This window comes from Sphingobacterium sp. NPDC055346, from assembly GCF_053645235.1.
The window spans coordinates 177,133-191,713 of the sequence record NZ_JBSHMI010000006.1; the positions used below are offsets into that span (position 1 = coordinate 177,133).

Consider the following 14,581-nt stretch of genomic DNA (forward strand, 5'->3'; position numbering starts at 1 on the left):
AGTGAATTTAAACTTGACGCCGGGAATATGCGTAATTGAACCTAAATCAAGAGTCAAGTGGGAGAATGCGACAAATTTAAGTTATTTGTAGAAAAAATGAGTTTATGTAACATGTATTGTTACATTAATTAAATTATTTTTCGAGCGTTAATGCTTTTCCTTTATGGGCAGCGATGTGGTCGGTCTTACTGCTCTTGATTTCATATTGCGGGTCTTGCGGGCTGGCTCGATGGGTGTAGCCTTTATAATCGAAATCGCTAGTATGGATTTTGATGATGGTTCCAGAAACCCGACCTGCTTCAGAATTCCAGCTGACCAGGTCACCAATTTTGAAATTTGTGTCCATGATAATAGGTTTTTGTTTATGATGAATAATTTAATTTACCGTCTACAATGCTGGCTGCTGAGGTATATGGATGTTCCTGAGCTTTGCCAATAGCCATAATATGAAAGACTTGCCATCCTCGTATCTTCAGATAATCGGAAACTAAAGATCGATGGCATCTCCACCAAACAGCCTCTGAGCACATATAGACCGTTTTTTGTTGAGTTGCCATAGCTTCTAATTCAATGATTCCCTGTTTAAATTCATCTGTTTCCATATAATCGGCATAACCCCGAAAGGAAGGGTTTCTCCATGCGTTATTATGACTGTCCTTGTGAGCAGGTCTACGACCGGTCAAGGAGCTCAGATGGATGTATTTGATTCCATGGTTTTCTAAGGAGATCTTGAGTGTATCCTGATTGAATTGCGGGAATTTACGAGAACCAGGTAACTTTCTTATATCGACCAGGAGTTCAATGTCAAAGGAGTCCAGCATATCCAAAAACTCTTGGATGGGATGGGTCGAATGCCCAATGCTGTATATGATCTTAGACCGTTCCATTGTTTTGATTGAATGCGACTAAGTATTTATCTATATAGAGTGGTTTTTCTTTTGATTTATATTGCTGAATAAAGCGAGGGTGTTCAAGGACTGTCAGTTTATCGAATAGATTGGCTTCCTGATTGAGTTTATGGATGAATTGGGCATTCTTTTTTCCTAAAATAAAGACCTCATCTTGGTAAAGACCTAATTCGATATGGCTTTTTAGGGATTCGATCATGAAATCTTTAACCGCAAGGAAGAGTTTGGGGTCATCGTAGTAATTGGCATTGAGGAATTGGCCGGGTTTAACCTCTCGGATTATGGCCAATGGGAAAGGGGAGTTGATATAGAATTCTCTGTAAAACTCGGCTGCTCCGCCAAATTCTTCAATCATATCATACATAAAGACGGAAGATATTTCATGAGTACGTGCAGAAGTCATTTTTATACCGCAAGCCGATTCCAGTCTTTTTGTGTCCGTGAAGGGGACACCTGTAACGCCGGCACCATGTCTACTGGGATTGATTCCGATCAGGAATTTTCGGGGATTGTTGTCGGCATAATATTGATTGTAGAATTTCCGCATGACTTCCAGGGTCTCAGGATTGTCCATAAAAGGGTTCATCACAAAAAATCCCTCGGGTAATTTGCCTGTATATTGAAGCCTTTGGTTGAAGTCAATTACTTTATCTGCAAAATTCATTTGACAAATGGATTTGGTTTCCTATTGCTTCATTAAAGGTACGAAAAAGCTAGGTTTAATTTCCTTTATCTCTATTGAATGTGTAACCGACAGTCCATTCGATGAAATCGGCCTTGCCCATATGAGCTTTAATGGAAACCCCTGCATTGATGTTCTTATAGACGTAATAGCGGGCACCTGCTCTTAAGAACACACGTCTGATTTCGCCGTTGAACCGTTGGTTGTGCAAGTAATAGCCCACATTACCGTTCAGGACCAGTTTTTCATTAAGGATATGGGCCACATAGAAGGAAGGGCCTCCTGATAATTTAGAACTTAACTTTCCAGATTTGTCCCCCGCTATTTCGGCGTCATTTCCTGATGAGGAATAGAAGAGGTCAAATCCTCCACCCAGCCTCCATTTATAAGAAACATGTCTACTGGCATAAAGGCTCAAAGTAGATTTAAAGAACCGTTCATCAGATTCATTCTTTAATTGTTTAAATCCTACACCGTAATTAACATGGTAAAGGATCTTTTTGGAATAGGGCTTAAGTACAGAATCTCGATTGATCTTGATGTCAGGATTAAATTGATAGTTTACCGAAACAGTCAAAGGCACCAAGTTCACACCTTTGTTAGGCAATCGGAGTGCTCCATTAGAGAAATGATGGAATGCCAATCCTACTCCAGCTTTCCAGTGTGGATTGATTTTATATTGGGTTCTGATCCCTAGGTCAATAAACACGTTGTTTTTTGATCCTATGACTAGATTCAATGGGTTTTCATTTTCGTTGTAAGGCTTGAAGTTTCCGGATAGACCAAGGCCAATGCGGTAATCATAGCTCCAGCGGCTGTCCTCTTTTGGAGCGATTGGAGTTTGAACAAAGCCATAAATTGCGAAAGGGCTACCTAAGATGTCGGTATTGAAGGTGCTAGAATATAGTCCGATACCATAAATAGGGTAGTTGTATATTTGATAATACTGATCTTTTTTAGCGCGCTGTTTCCAACCGATCTTAAAGTTTAATCCATTATAATAAGCACCTTCATAGGTTGAAGATTTAAGACCTTTTTGAGCGAGGATACCACCGTTTTCGGTTTCTAGTTCCAGAATCAATGGACTCTTTTTGATTTCCTCTTTGATTTGCGTTATTTGGCTATTGGCCAAAAAGGGTAGAAGCGTAAATAAAATAAGTATAGTGTGCTTAATCACAGAATAATAATTATGGATTATACATAAGTCGACAAAAATAGTAATAACTTTGTGCCTTAAAACGAGTTCAGTGTCATTTTTGTTTCAAATGATCGTGCTGAAAAAAATTAGCTAACGTGTCAAACTTTATCCTCATTATTTTTTGCCTAGCCGCTGGGATAATAAGTAGAAGATTTAATTGGGTTGCCAAAGATGGATATAAAGCCTTGAATGCATGGGTTTTGTATTTCGGATTGCCTGCCATTTCCTTTAATTATCTACCAAAGTTGAGCTGGGACAATAATTTATTGTTCACGATGTTGGGACCAGTTTTGGTGTTGACGGGATCCTTGATTTTCTTTTATATCCTGGAAAAAGTGACCCGTATATCCAAAAGAACTTCCCATACCTTGATGTTGATCGCTGGATTGAGCAATACTTCTTTTGTTGGCTTTCCTCTGATTACAGCTTATTTCGGCACGGATGCCCTGCCAATAGGAATCGTTAGTGATCAGATGACCTTTTTCTTGCTGTCTACCGTAGGGGTGGTAGTCGCTATGAAAGGGAGTTTAAAGAAGAAGAATAATGTTGATTTCAGGTATATTTTGAAAAGGGTATTTACATTCCCTCCATTGATAGGATGTTTATTGGCTTTAACCTTGGGAAGGTTAATAGACCTAAGCAGTTTAGATGATTTCTTTAGGATTTTAGGATCTACGGTTTCTCCCATCGCCTTGTTTTCAATAGGCCTTCAACTGAACTTTGGGATTGTAAAGAGTGAAATTCCCAATATTACCTATGCTTTGGTTTATAAACTGATTTTTGCACCTGCAATCGTAATCCTTGTAGCCTTCATGATGGGGCTAAAAGGGGAGATTGTTCAGGTTTCTATATTTGAGATGGCGATGCCTAGTTTGGTGGCTACCAGTATTATATTAAGTCAGTTTAAGTTGAATTCGAAGGTGGGAAACAGTGTCATTGGGATGAGTATTCCCTTGGGTCTTTTGAGCACTTACTTCTGGTATCAAGTCCTTATTACATTCCTAATGTAACCTAAATGTTATTGAAATATTTCTAGAATTGCTTATCTTTATTGAAATAATTTCATTGAAAATCGAATTGATTTTAAGTTTTTACATACTATAACTATTTATGAGGAGAGTTTTATTCTTTGCCTTGTTGGCAGGGATACAAATGTCTAATGCGCAAGAAAAACACGAGCGTTACACACAAAAGATAGAAGGGACAAGTTTAGAATTCACGATGGAAGCCATTCCTGGAGGAGAATTTAACATGGGAAGTGCGAAGTCGTCTAATGCGGATGAGAAACCCGTTCATAAAGTGAAGTTAGATCCATTTTGGATGGGTACCTATGAAGTAACTTGGAATATTTTCGAGCCATTTTTATACAAGGATTACGAGATCACCAAGTCTACGGATGGAAAAGTACCAACAGCAGTTGATGCGGTGACTAGGCCTACAAAGCCATATCTGGATATGACCTTTGGTTTTGGGAAGGATGGTCAACCGGCCTTGGCAATGACCCATTACAATGCTATACAGTTCTGTAAATGGTTATATGTAAGAACGGGTGTTTTTTATAGGTTACCAACTGAAGCGGAATGGGAATATGCTGCAAGAGCAGGTTCTGAAACCGAATACTTCTTTGCAGATGATGCAGCGCAGCTAGCTGACTATGCAGTTTTCAAGGATAATTCATCTGGTAAAACAGCGAAGGTTGGAACAAAAAAAGCGAACCCTTGGGGTTTATATGATATTTTAGGAAACGTTTCGGAGTGGACCTATGATCAGTATGATGCTGATTTTTATAAAACTTTGGAAGGTAAGGTGTCAGATAACCCGGTGAATGTTCCGACCAAATTATATCCTCATGCTGTACGTGGCGGTTCATTTGAAAGTGGAGCTGCCGATATGCGTTCAGCTGCAAGAGGGGCGTCAGACCCGATCTGGAAACAATTGGACCCACAGATTCCAAAATCGAACTGGTGGTTTCCGGAAGCTCCTTTCGTAGGGATGCGTTTAGTACGCCCGGTTAAACAACCTAGTCATGAGGAGATTATGGCGTATTATGATAAAGCGCCTTTGAAGGATTTTTAATTAACTTAAACCGTATAATACTCAATTTAAATCTAATTTCATGGAAAGTTTAAAACGTAGGGATTTCATAAAATCTTCTTCTGCCCTAGTGGGTGCTGCTGCCTTAACGGGTAGTTCAGTGAGCAGTGTATTCGCTGCAGGTTCTGACGTTATAAAAATTGCTTTAATTGGATGTGGTGGTCGTGGAACTGGAGCAACATTTGATGCTTTTGCTTCAGGTCAAAATATCAAATTAGTGGCAATGGCCGACGCATTTAAAGATAACCTGGATTCTACTTATGATACACTTAAGGAGAAGTTTGGGGATAAGATAGATGTGCCAGATAGCCGTAAATATGTGGGTTTTGATGGCTATAAAGCTGCAATCAAAGATGCTGATGTCGTTTTATTAACGACTCCTCCAGGATTCAGACCTATTCATTTTGAAGAGGCTGTTAAACAAGGCAAACACGTTTTCATGGAAAAAGCTGTGGCTGCTGATATTCCAGGAGTTCGCAAGGTCTTGGAAGTAGCAAAAATTGCGAAACAAAAGAAATTAAACGTTGTGGTAGGTTTGCAAAGACGTTACCAAACAAACTATAGAGAAGCAATCAAACGTATTCACGATGGTGCTATCGGAGATGTGGTTTCAGGACAGGTATATTGGAACAGCGGTGGTGTTTGGGTAAGACCTCGTAAACCAAATCAAACTGAGATGGAGTACCAAATGCGTAACTGGTATTATTTTAACTGGTTATGTGGTGACCATATTGTTGAGCAACACGTGCATAATATCGATATTGCAAACTGGGTAAAACAAAAATATCCTGTTTCTATCCAAGGAACCGGAAGTAGAGCCCATAGAACTGGAAAGGAGTATGGGGAGATCTATGACAACTTCGCTATAGAGTTGACCTATGATGATGGATCAGTGGTGTACAGCCAATGTCGTCACTTTGAAGGGATCTCGAATAGAGTAGATGAGACCTTCCAGGCTACTAAAGGTAGAGTTTATTTATCGGCTGGTAACCAGGCTGTTTTATATGGTCCAGACGGTAAAGAAATCTATCGTCACGATCCAAAAGGTAATCCTAATCCTTACCAGCAAGAGCACAAAGAATTGTTTGAAGCTATTGCTAAAGGTGAATATAAATTTGAAGATGCCGAATACGGAGCGTATAGCTCGTTGACCGGTATTATCGGAAGGATCGCATGTTATACTGGAAAAGTGATCAAGTGGGATGAGGCTATTCAATCCAATATCAGCTTGATGCCTGATCAGTTCACTTGGGATGCAAAACCAAAGGTATTGCCGAATGCAGATGGATTCTATCCGGTTGCAGTTCCAGGTCATGATGTAGAGAAATACATTTAATAGTGATAAAACTCTGTAATTTTATCATTATGATATTAATTGGTTGCTGTGCCTATGGGCAGCAACCAATTTCTGCTTTACAGAAACACGAACTTTACGGACGGGCGCAGGGTACAACCTATACCATTAGCTATTACGCTCCAACAGCTTCAATTACCCAATCTTCTATCGACAGTATATTTGCGGTCATAGATCAATCCATGTCCCTTTATAAAAAGGATTCCCAAATTTCAAGGTTTAATGATCCCAATACGGATAAAATGAAATTGGATCCTCATATGTTAAAAGTGATGAAGGAATCTTTCAGGGTATATAAAGACTCGAAAGGTTTATTTGATGTTACGGTGATGCCATTGGTTTCCTTATGGGGATTTGGTCCAAAGGAAGTCGTTGATATTCCAGATACAGCGACTATCAGGGAAACGATGGAGCATGTCGGGATGGATAAACTTCGCTTATCGGGAAAAACCTTGAAAAAGAAGGCCTCAAAGGTGGAGGTTGATCTGAATGGAATTGCCCAAGGCTACACTGTTGATGTTTTACATGACTTTCTCCTAAAAAAGAAAATAGCAAGTTTTATTGTAGAGGTGGGGGGAGAGATTAGGGCTTATGGTACAAAACCCGATCAAAGTACTTTTAAGGTGTTGGTGCAAAGGCCGGAGCAAGCTATCGGAGGTTCAGATCATATTCTGGAATTAAGAAACAAAGCGGTCACGACATCAGGGAGTTACGAGAAGTTTCGTAAAGTAAAAGATTACAGGTTTTCACATCATATGGATCCCAAAACAGGGTTTCCGATTAAATCACAGATTATATCAGTAACAGTGGTTGCCAATACAGCAATGGAGGCGGATGCCTATGATAATGTGTTCATTGCGATGAAACCAGAGGACGCGATTTCATTTGCGAATTCCAAAAATATAATTGATATTTATTTAATGTATTTGGAGGAAGGGACAGTGAAAGAAGCCCAATCTGCTGGATTCAAGAAGTATTTGCTAACCGATTAAATACTTAAAATTTAAACTTATACCTAAATGAAACGTTCGGATTTTTTAAAAAACAGTTCCCTTTTGGTTGGAGCTTCATTATTCTCTAATGGGCTTTCTGCCAATGATCAATCTCAAAAACCTATGGAATCGAAATCAGCCAATCAACCATTCAAATTAAACTATGCGCCGCACCAAGGGATGTTCAGTGCAACGGCAGGAAAGAATTTCCTTGATGAAATTCAATATATGTATGACTTAGGCTTCAGAGGAATTGAAGACAATGGCATGCCAGGTCGTTCGGTGGATGAACAAAAGAAAATCGGTGATTTGCTAGCGAAGTTAGGGATGACCATGGGTGTATTTGTGGTGCCCAAAGGTGGTAATGGTGCGAATTCATTAGCTGCTGGAAAACAGGAGTTTGTAGATGTGTTTCTAAAGGGATGCAGGGAGTCTGTAGAGATCGCGAAACGTTGTCATGCAAAGCATGTAACTGTGGTACCGGGAGATTATGTCAGAAACCTTCCAATTGGTGTGCAGACTGCGAATGTTGTAGAAGGGTTGAGAAAAGGAGCGGAAATATTCGAACCGCACGGTATTACCATGGTATTGGAACCATTGAGTGATACGCCAGACCTGTTCTTAAGATTTACCGACCAAACCTATGAAATTTGTAAGGCTGTAAATAGCCCATCATGTAAGATTCTATATGATGTATACCATCAACAAAAAAATGAAGGGAATTTAATTCCGATGATGGATTTATGCTGGAGTGAAATCGGTTATATCCAAGTTGGTGACAACCCAGGAAGAAGGGAGCCGACAACTGGAGAAATCAATTATAAGAACCTATTTAAATGGTTGTACGAGAAGGGGTATAAAGGTGTGGTTGGAATGGAGCACGGTATGTCCAAGTCGGGCAAAGAAGGTGAAGAAACCTTGGTTAAAGCCTATAGGGAGGTTGATTCCTTCTAATGCTAAAGGGATTTAGTATTGAAACAAATTCGTGATTATATTTTGTTATTAGCATATTATCTCTATCTTTAAATTCAAGATTTTAGTAAACCTTTTAGAATGTCTTCATCAATTAAATTTAAACTCTCTTTCATGATGTTCCTCGAATTTTTTATTTGGGGAGCTTGGTTCGTTACGCTCGGAACATTTTTAGGAAACAATTTAAAAGCGTCAGGCTTGGAGATCGCAAATGTGTTCTCTACACAGTCATGGGGAGCTATTATAGCTCCATTTATCATCGGTATGATTGCAGACCGATATTTCAATGCAGAAAGAATCCTTGGTATTCTGCACTTAGTTGGGGCATTCCTAATGTACCAACTTTATCAGAGTGATTCCATCGGATCTTTCTTCCCTTATGTTCTAGGCTATATGATCCTGTATATGCCAACACTTTCATTAGTGAATTCCGTATCATTTAGACAGATGAAGAATCCTGAAAAGGAATTCTCATTTATTCGTATTTGGGGTACTATCGGATGGATTATCGCTGGATTGTCTATCAGTTACCTATTTAAATGGGATAGCCCAGAAGGCTTACAAGAAGGCCTGTTGAAAAACACCTTTATGATGTCAGCAATTGCTTCTTTGGTTTTGGGTATCTTCTCATTTACTCTACCGAAAACTCCACCAGTGAAAGCTGGAAACAGTGGTGAGAAAGAAAGCATTTCTAAGATCTTAGGATTGGATGCCATCAAGTTATTGAAAGATCGTAACTTCTTGGTGTTCTTTATCTGTTCTATCCTGATCTGTATTCCATTGGCGTTTTATTACCAATATGCGAATCCATTCTTAACCGAGATCGGTTTAGCGAATGCAACAGGTAAAATGACGATCGGTCAGATTTCAGAAGCACTTTGTTTATTGTTATTGCCTGTATTCTTTACAAGATTTGGTTTTAAGAACACCATTTTGTTGGGAATGTTGGCTTGGGTAATTCGTTATGTATTATTCGCATATGGCAATGCAGGCGAGATGACCTTTATGCTATTGATCGGTATTGCACTGCACGGGATCTGTTATGACTTTTTCTTTGTATCAGGTCAGATCTACACAGATTCTAAAGCTGGAAAAGATAATAAGAGTGCGGCTCAGGGATTGATTACGTTGGCAACATATGGAGTAGGCCAATTGATCGGATTCTGGGTGGCAGGTTATGTGAGTGACATGTATGTGAACATCAAAGCTTCGGATTTGGCTTTGTTCTGGAACAAATTATGGATAGTTCCTGCGGGGATTGCATTTGTGGTGATGATCATCTTCATGCTATTCTTCAAAAAGGAAACTATTCAGACACAAGTAGAAAACTAATTAAAATTTAAAAGATAATGGTGGAAAATAATGTATATGATGCTATTGTTATCGGATCTGGAATCAGTGGTGGCTGGGCAGCCAAAGAACTTACTGAGAAAGGTCTGAAAACAATTATGCTAGAGCGTGGCCGCAATGTGGAGCACGTGAAAGATTATCATGCCAACAAAGACGCATGGGAATATCCACACCGTGGTGGTAGGACAGTGCAGATGGAGAAGGATTACCCTGTTTTAAAACGTGATTACCCATTGAACGAGAAAAACTTAGATTTCTGGGTTAATGAAAAAGAAAGTCCATACACGGAAGTGAAACGCTTTGACTGGTTTAGGGGATATCATGTTGGAGGTCGTTCGTTGATGTGGGGTCGCCAGAGTTACCGATTAGGTGATCTGGATTTTGAAGCAAACTTGAAAGATGGCCATGGAGTAGATTGGCCTATCCGTTATAAAGATATCGCTCCTTGGTATAGCTATGCTGAGAAATGGGCGGGTATTTCCGGTAACCGTGATGGTCTGGATGTACTTCCTGATGGCGATTTCTTGCCTGCGATGGATTTTAACATCGTTGAGAAAGATCTAGCTGAGCGTTTGAAGAAAGAATATGGTGGAAATCGTCACTTCATTATGGGACGTACCGCTAATATTACCCAACCGCATACTGGCCGTATCAACTGTCAATACCAAAATCAATGTTGGTTGGGATGTAACTTTGGAGGTTATTTCAGTACACAGTCTTCTACATTGCCTCCAGCAATGAAGACCGGTAACCTTACGTTGAGACCATTCTCTATCGTAACGAAGATCATCTATGATAAAGACACCAAAAAAGCAAAAGGTGTTGAGATCATTGATGCTGAAACAAATAAAACTTATGAGTTCTTTGCAAAAGTAATCTTTGTATGTGCTTCTGCATTTAACTCAACATGGGTGTTGATGAACTCGGCTACTGATGTTTGGGAAGGTGGATTGGGAAGTAGCAGTGGTGAATTGGGACACAATGCAATGGATCACCACTTCCGATTGGGAGCTGGTGGTAGGGTTGAAGGTTATGATGACAAGTATTTCTTCGGAAGACGTCCTACTGGCCTTTATGTACCTCGATTTGTAAATATCCCTAGTGATACCAAGAAACGTGACTATGTACGTGGATTTGGTTATCAGGGTTCAGGAAGCCGTGGCCGTTGGTCTGGAGAGATTGCAGAAATGCAGGTGGGTGGTGCATGGAAAGATGCATTATGCGAACCTGGAAACTGGAGCGTTGGATTTACAGCATTCGGTGAAATCCTTCCTTACCATGAAAATAAAATCTCATTGGATAAGACTGTCAAAGATAAATGGGGCTTACCTGTATTGTCGATGGATATGGAAATCAAAGACAATGAGCAAAAAATGCGTAAGGACATGACCGAAGAGATGAAGGAAATGTTGGAGAAAATCGGCGTTAAGGATGTAAATACTTATGATGGCGGTTATAATTTCGGTATGGGTATCCACGAAATGGGAACTGCAAGAATGGGTAGAGATCCGAAGACTTCGGTATTGAATGGCAACAACCAAGTATGGGATGCATTGAACGTATTTGTTACTGACGGAGCTGCCATGACTTCTGCAGGATGTGTGAATCCTTCATTGACTTATATGGCCTTGACTGCAAGAGCTGTAGATTTTGCTGTAAGTGAGCTGAAAAAAGGTAATTTATAACAAACTAAACCCAATAATATGAGTAAGAATAATTCAAGAAGAGATTTTATTAAGAATTCTGCGATAGCAGCGGCTGGAATCAGCATCGTGCCTAGACACGTATTAGGTGGTACTGGATTTACTGCTCCTAGTGATAAATTAGTTGTTGCGGGTATCGGTGTAGGTGGTAAAGGTGAGAGTGATATCAAATCATTCCATGATTCAGGAAAAGCAGATATTGCTTTCCTTTGTGATGTGGATGACCGTAGAGCTGCCAATTCAAGAAAGCGTTTTCCAAAAGCTAAATATTATAAAGATTACCGCGAGATGTTGGACAAAGAGCACAAGAACATTGATGCTGTTTCTGTTTCAACTCCCGATCATAACCACGCTATCCAAGCTTTAGCTGCGATGCAGTTAGGTAAGCACGTATATGTTCAGAAGCCATTGGCACACGATGTATGGGAAGCAAGGGTTCTAACGGATGCTGCCAAAAAATACAAGGTCGTTACTCAAATGGGTAACCAAGGAGCATCGAATGATGGTCCTAGACAGGCGCGTGAGTGGTATGAAGCTGGTCTGATCGGTAATGTTCATACGGTTTACTGTTGGACTGACCGTCCGGTATGGCCTCAAGGTATTTCTTGGCCTACGCAAAAGGCTAATGTACCTTCTGAACTGAACTGGGATCTTTGGTTAGGAACTGCTCCTCAAAAGGATTTTGTAGATAAATTGGTTCCATTCAACTGGAGAGGTTGGTGGGATTACGGTACTGGTGCACTAGGAGATATGGGATGTCACCTATTAGAGGTTCCATTTAGCGTCCTAGGGCTTACTTATGTACAAGATGTTCAAGCATCTGTAGGTTCAGTTTATGTGGATGAGTTCAAACGTGGATACTTCCCAGAAAGCTGTCCACCATCTTCTCACGCGACAATGACTTTCCCGAAAGCTGCTAGAACTACAGGACCTGTGACCTTGCACTGGATGGACGGTGGTATTCAACCAGCTCGTCCTGAAGAATTAGGACCTAACGAAATTTTCGGTGATGGTGGTAATGGTATCTTATTGATCGGTGATAAAGGAAAAATCTTAGCTGATACTTACGGTGAGAACGCAAGGTTACTTCCTACCTCTAGAAAAGAAAACGTAGCATTGAAATATGAGCGTGTACCAGGAGCTGCAGGTGGTCACTATGCACAATGGGTGGAAGCTTGTATCGCAGGATATGGCAAGAAAGAAGTAAGTGCTCCTTTCGAAATCTCAGGTCCATTGACTGAGGCGCTATTAATGGCTAACTTAGCTATCCGTGGTGCTGATTTACGTGTAGATGGAAGATATCCTGGACGTAGCTTGAAGCTATTATGGGATAACGAAAATATGAAAGTTACTAACTTTGACGTGGTTAATCAGTTTGTAAAACGTAACTATCGCCAAGGTTGGGATGTTAAATACACAATTTAATTAAAGAACAATGAATAGAAGAGAGGCATTAAAAAACGTTGCATTCATCGTTGGGGGTTCTGTAATTGGTGCGAACTTGTTCTTACAAGGTTGTACTAGACCTGCTTCGAAAGAAGTTGCATCCTTATTCGAAGGTGATACACCTGATTTTTTGGGTGAATTAGCCGAAGCTATTCTTCCTAAAACCTCCACTCCAGGCGCAAAAGAGGCTGGTGTTGGTCAGTTTATCCCAGTGATGATCCGCGATTGTTACGAAGAGAAAGATCAGAAAGCCTTTATGGATGGTCTGAACGGTGTAGATGATCGTGCTCAAAAAGAATTCAAAAAAGGATTCGCAGAGCTTTCAGCTGAAGAGAAACTACAATTTGTAAATAATTACGATAAAGAAGCCAATGAATATCAAAGCAACAAAAAAGAAGGCGATGCAAATCACTTCTTCACCATGTTGAAACAATTGACATTGACCGGTTACTTTACTTCAGAAGTAGGAATGAAACAAGCATTGCGCTTTGTAAAGATTCCTGGAAAATTTGATGGTAATTATCCATACAAAAAAGGAGATAAAGCTTGGGCTTTATAGTCACAGCTAAAGCATAAAAAAATCCCCCGATTTCGTTCGGGGGATTTTTTTTGATATTTATTTGGTCAATCGCATCAGGAAATGTATCCTGCCATCTTTTTGGATGCTGAATACTTTGTCCTCAAATTCCTTGATTTCTATACCGTCTCCATAATTCAATTCTTTCAGGAAATTCATTTCTAAGCGAGTAAAGGAGCCTTTTAAGATACTTTTGGAGTCCATGGCGTCAAAGCACCACTCCATGTATTTGACGTTATTGGCATGGTTTACAATGTCTAGGTCGGACAATTTTACCCTATAGTCACTCAAAAGTTGAAAATCCACGTTGCCATCAATTTTCTCAACAGCATTTTTGGTAGGGATTTTATCCCTAAAAAACTCCATGTGGTCTGTGCTCAGGGCAAAGGTATCTGCTCTTCGGGTTCTGATGTTAAATACCACCCATAGACTGCTGGCACTAATCAATACTTGATCACCACGCCATAATTCAAAATTACGGATGGAACGGCTTCCCGTAAAATCCTGGATCCAGGTCCGGATCTTCACGGTCTGGGTATATTTTGGCAAACTGTCTATTTCAATCAGCATCCTGCTCAGCACCCAAGACTGTCTTACATCAAACATAGCCTTATAGCCAAACCCTAAGTTCTCAGCATGTTCACTCGCCGTAATCTGTAAAATGTTGTTTAATTCACTATATTTCAACTGCCCGTTAGGATAACATTGGGTGAAGTTCAATGTCCATTCCTTTTCAAATATGCCCATTTATATGTGTTCTGAAATCTAATGCAAATGTAACTAATTTAATATTCTGCCCTAAAATCTTGCTGAAATATATATTAATTTATAAATTAACGTTAACCTTTTAAACCTCTTAATTAGATTGACGAATGACTGGAACATTAATTGAAAAAGAAGACGTAGATAAATTTAGAATTATCCCCGCCGAGACTGATAAAACAACCCAATTTTCAAACAAACTACAAGGTGCTGTGCGCTTGGGCAATGAATTCAAATCGAAGACTACTATCGTTTTCAATACTGAAGACGGTCCAAAACGTATAGAAACAACTGTGTGGTCCTTAACCGATAGGTATATCCAGATTAAACATGGAATTCTTATTCCATTGAAAGCATTGATTGAAATAGAATATTAGCAAATAACCAGGTTTAGAATCGAGGTTATTTAATTATTTAGAGTTGAAACAACAAAAAAGAGCTGTCCTTGGACAGCTCTTTTTGCATGTAGATTGAAAGAGATGCGTTGCTAGGAAAAAACAACGCTCTCCGTTCAATTCTTGATGTTACTTAATAATTATCTTG

15 protein-coding genes are annotated in these 14,581 nt (G+C 39.7%); 10 read left to right on the forward strand and 5 right to left on the reverse strand.

What is annotated here, in order from left to right; translation table 11 throughout:
• Nucleotides 1-133: 133 nt before the first annotated feature.
• The 4 genes from ACWICE_RS13670 to ACWICE_RS13685 are packed head-to-tail and all read right to left on the reverse strand — an operon-like array spanning nt 134 to nt 2,767.
• Nucleotides 134-346 carry a hypervirulence associated TUDOR domain-containing protein gene (locus ACWICE_RS13670; RefSeq protein WP_313262131.1) on the reverse strand — a complete coding sequence of 71 codons (213 nt, stop codon included), beginning with the start codon at nt 344-346 and terminating at the stop codon, nt 134-136.
• Between the two features lie 16 nt (nt 347-362).
• Nucleotides 363-887 (reverse strand): DUF488 domain-containing protein, encoded by a 525-nt coding sequence (locus ACWICE_RS13675; protein ID WP_313262132.1) that lies wholly within the window; start codon nt 885-887, stop codon nt 363-365.
• Entirely contained in the window at nt 874-1,572 is a 699-nt protein-coding gene (locus ACWICE_RS13680; protein WP_185218409.1) for an SMUG2 DNA glycosylase family protein, read from the reverse strand. Before ACWICE_RS13680 ends, ACWICE_RS13675 begins: the two co-directional genes overlap by 14 nt.
• A 55-nt stretch (nt 1,573-1,627) precedes the next feature.
• Nucleotides 1,628-2,767 (reverse strand): acyloxyacyl hydrolase, encoded by a 1,140-nt coding sequence (locus ACWICE_RS13685; protein ID WP_254527870.1) that lies wholly within the window; start codon nt 2,765-2,767, stop codon nt 1,628-1,630.
• Nucleotides 2,768-2,883: 116 nt separating this feature from the next.
• On the opposite strand from ACWICE_RS13685, the gene ACWICE_RS13690 reads away from it, so the two are divergent.
• The 9 genes from ACWICE_RS13690 (at nt 2,884) to ACWICE_RS13730 (ending at nt 13,258) form a co-directional block, all read left to right on the forward strand.
• Nucleotides 2,884-3,798: an AEC family transporter gene (locus ACWICE_RS13690; protein WP_254527868.1), complete on the forward strand. Its 915-nt coding sequence runs from the start codon at nt 2,884-2,886 to the stop codon at nt 3,796-3,798.
• A gap of 100 nt (nt 3,799-3,898) precedes the next feature.
• The gene (locus tag ACWICE_RS13695; protein WP_254527867.1) at nt 3,899-4,864 is read left to right on the forward strand and encodes a formylglycine-generating enzyme family protein; all 966 of its coding nucleotides are present in this window, start codon (nt 3,899-3,901) and stop codon (nt 4,862-4,864) included.
• Between the two features lie 40 nt (nt 4,865-4,904).
• Nucleotides 4,905-6,218 (forward strand): Gfo/Idh/MocA family protein, encoded by a 1,314-nt coding sequence (locus tag ACWICE_RS13700; RefSeq protein WP_185213667.1) that lies wholly within the window; start codon nt 4,905-4,907, stop codon nt 6,216-6,218.
• A 29-nt stretch (nt 6,219-6,247) separates the two neighbouring features.
• On the forward strand, nt 6,248-7,228 hold the full coding sequence (locus ACWICE_RS13705) for an FAD:protein FMN transferase (RefSeq protein ID WP_454292238.1): 981 nt from the start codon (nt 6,248-6,250) through the stop codon (nt 7,226-7,228).
• A 27-nt stretch (nt 7,229-7,255) separates the two neighbouring features.
• Nucleotides 7,256-8,182 (forward strand): hydroxypyruvate isomerase family protein, encoded by a 927-nt coding sequence (locus ACWICE_RS13710; protein ID WP_185213669.1) that lies wholly within the window; start codon nt 7,256-7,258, stop codon nt 8,180-8,182.
• A gap of 99 nt (nt 8,183-8,281) precedes the next feature.
• Nucleotides 8,282-9,532 (forward strand): nucleoside permease, encoded by a 1,251-nt coding sequence (locus ACWICE_RS13715; RefSeq protein ID WP_185213670.1) that lies wholly within the window; start codon nt 8,282-8,284, stop codon nt 9,530-9,532.
• 20 nt (nt 9,533-9,552) lie between these two features.
• Complete coding sequence (locus ACWICE_RS13720) at nt 9,553-11,235, forward strand: GMC oxidoreductase (protein WP_185213865.1); 1,683 nt, start codon at nt 9,553-9,555, stop codon at nt 11,233-11,235.
• 18 nt (nt 11,236-11,253) lie between these two features.
• The gene (locus tag ACWICE_RS13725) at nt 11,254-12,678 is read left to right on the forward strand and encodes a Gfo/Idh/MocA family protein (RefSeq protein ID WP_185213671.1); all 1,425 of its coding nucleotides are present in this window, start codon (nt 11,254-11,256) and stop codon (nt 12,676-12,678) included.
• Nucleotides 12,679-12,688: 10 nt separating this feature from the next.
• Nucleotides 12,689-13,258: a gluconate 2-dehydrogenase subunit 3 family protein gene (locus tag ACWICE_RS13730; protein ID WP_185213672.1), complete on the forward strand. Its 570-nt coding sequence runs from the start codon at nt 12,689-12,691 to the stop codon at nt 13,256-13,258.
• 57 nt (nt 13,259-13,315) lie between these two features.
• Here ACWICE_RS13730 and ACWICE_RS13735 read toward each other — a convergent pair whose 3' ends face one another.
• Nucleotides 13,316-14,023, reverse strand: a complete 708-nt coding sequence (locus ACWICE_RS13735; RefSeq protein WP_454298582.1) for an acyl-[acyl-carrier-protein] thioesterase — start codon at nt 14,021-14,023, stop codon at nt 13,316-13,318.
• Nucleotides 14,024-14,148: 125 nt separating this feature from the next.
• On the opposite strand from ACWICE_RS13735, the gene ACWICE_RS13740 reads away from it, so the two are divergent.
• On the forward strand, nt 14,149-14,415 hold the full coding sequence (locus tag ACWICE_RS13740; protein WP_093097978.1) for a hypothetical protein: 267 nt from the start codon (nt 14,149-14,151) through the stop codon (nt 14,413-14,415).
• Nucleotides 14,416-14,581: the final 166 nt, after the last annotated feature.

Coding starts and splice junctions, on each gene's coding strand:
- ACWICE_RS13670 (WP_313262131.1), bottom strand. CDS start 346: ATGGACACAAATTTCAAAATTGGTGACCTGGTCAGCTGGAATTCTGAA.
- ACWICE_RS13675 (WP_313262132.1), bottom strand. CDS start 887: ATGGAACGGTCTAAGATCATATACAGCATTGGGCATTCGACCCATCCC.
- ACWICE_RS13680 (WP_185218409.1), bottom strand. CDS start 1,572: ATGAATTTTGCAGATAAAGTAATTGACTTCAACCAAAGGCTTCAATAT.
- ACWICE_RS13695 (WP_254527867.1), top strand. CDS start 3,899: ATGAGGAGAGTTTTATTCTTTGCCTTGTTGGCAGGGATACAAATGTCT.
- ACWICE_RS13700 (WP_185213667.1), top strand. CDS start 4,905: ATGGAAAGTTTAAAACGTAGGGATTTCATAAAATCTTCTTCTGCCCTA.
- ACWICE_RS13705 (WP_454292238.1), top strand. CDS start 6,248: ATGATATTAATTGGTTGCTGTGCCTATGGGCAGCAACCAATTTCTGCT.
- ACWICE_RS13710 (WP_185213669.1), top strand. CDS start 7,256: ATGAAACGTTCGGATTTTTTAAAAAACAGTTCCCTTTTGGTTGGAGCT.
- ACWICE_RS13715 (WP_185213670.1), top strand. CDS start 8,282: ATGTCTTCATCAATTAAATTTAAACTCTCTTTCATGATGTTCCTCGAA.
- ACWICE_RS13725 (WP_185213671.1), top strand. CDS start 11,254: ATGAGTAAGAATAATTCAAGAAGAGATTTTATTAAGAATTCTGCGATA.
- ACWICE_RS13730 (WP_185213672.1), top strand. CDS start 12,689: ATGAATAGAAGAGAGGCATTAAAAAACGTTGCATTCATCGTTGGGGGT.
- ACWICE_RS13735 (WP_454298582.1), bottom strand. CDS start 14,023: ATGGGCATATTTGAAAAGGAATGGACATTGAACTTCACCCAATGTTAT.
- ACWICE_RS13740 (WP_093097978.1), top strand. CDS start 14,149: ATGACTGGAACATTAATTGAAAAAGAAGACGTAGATAAATTTAGAATT.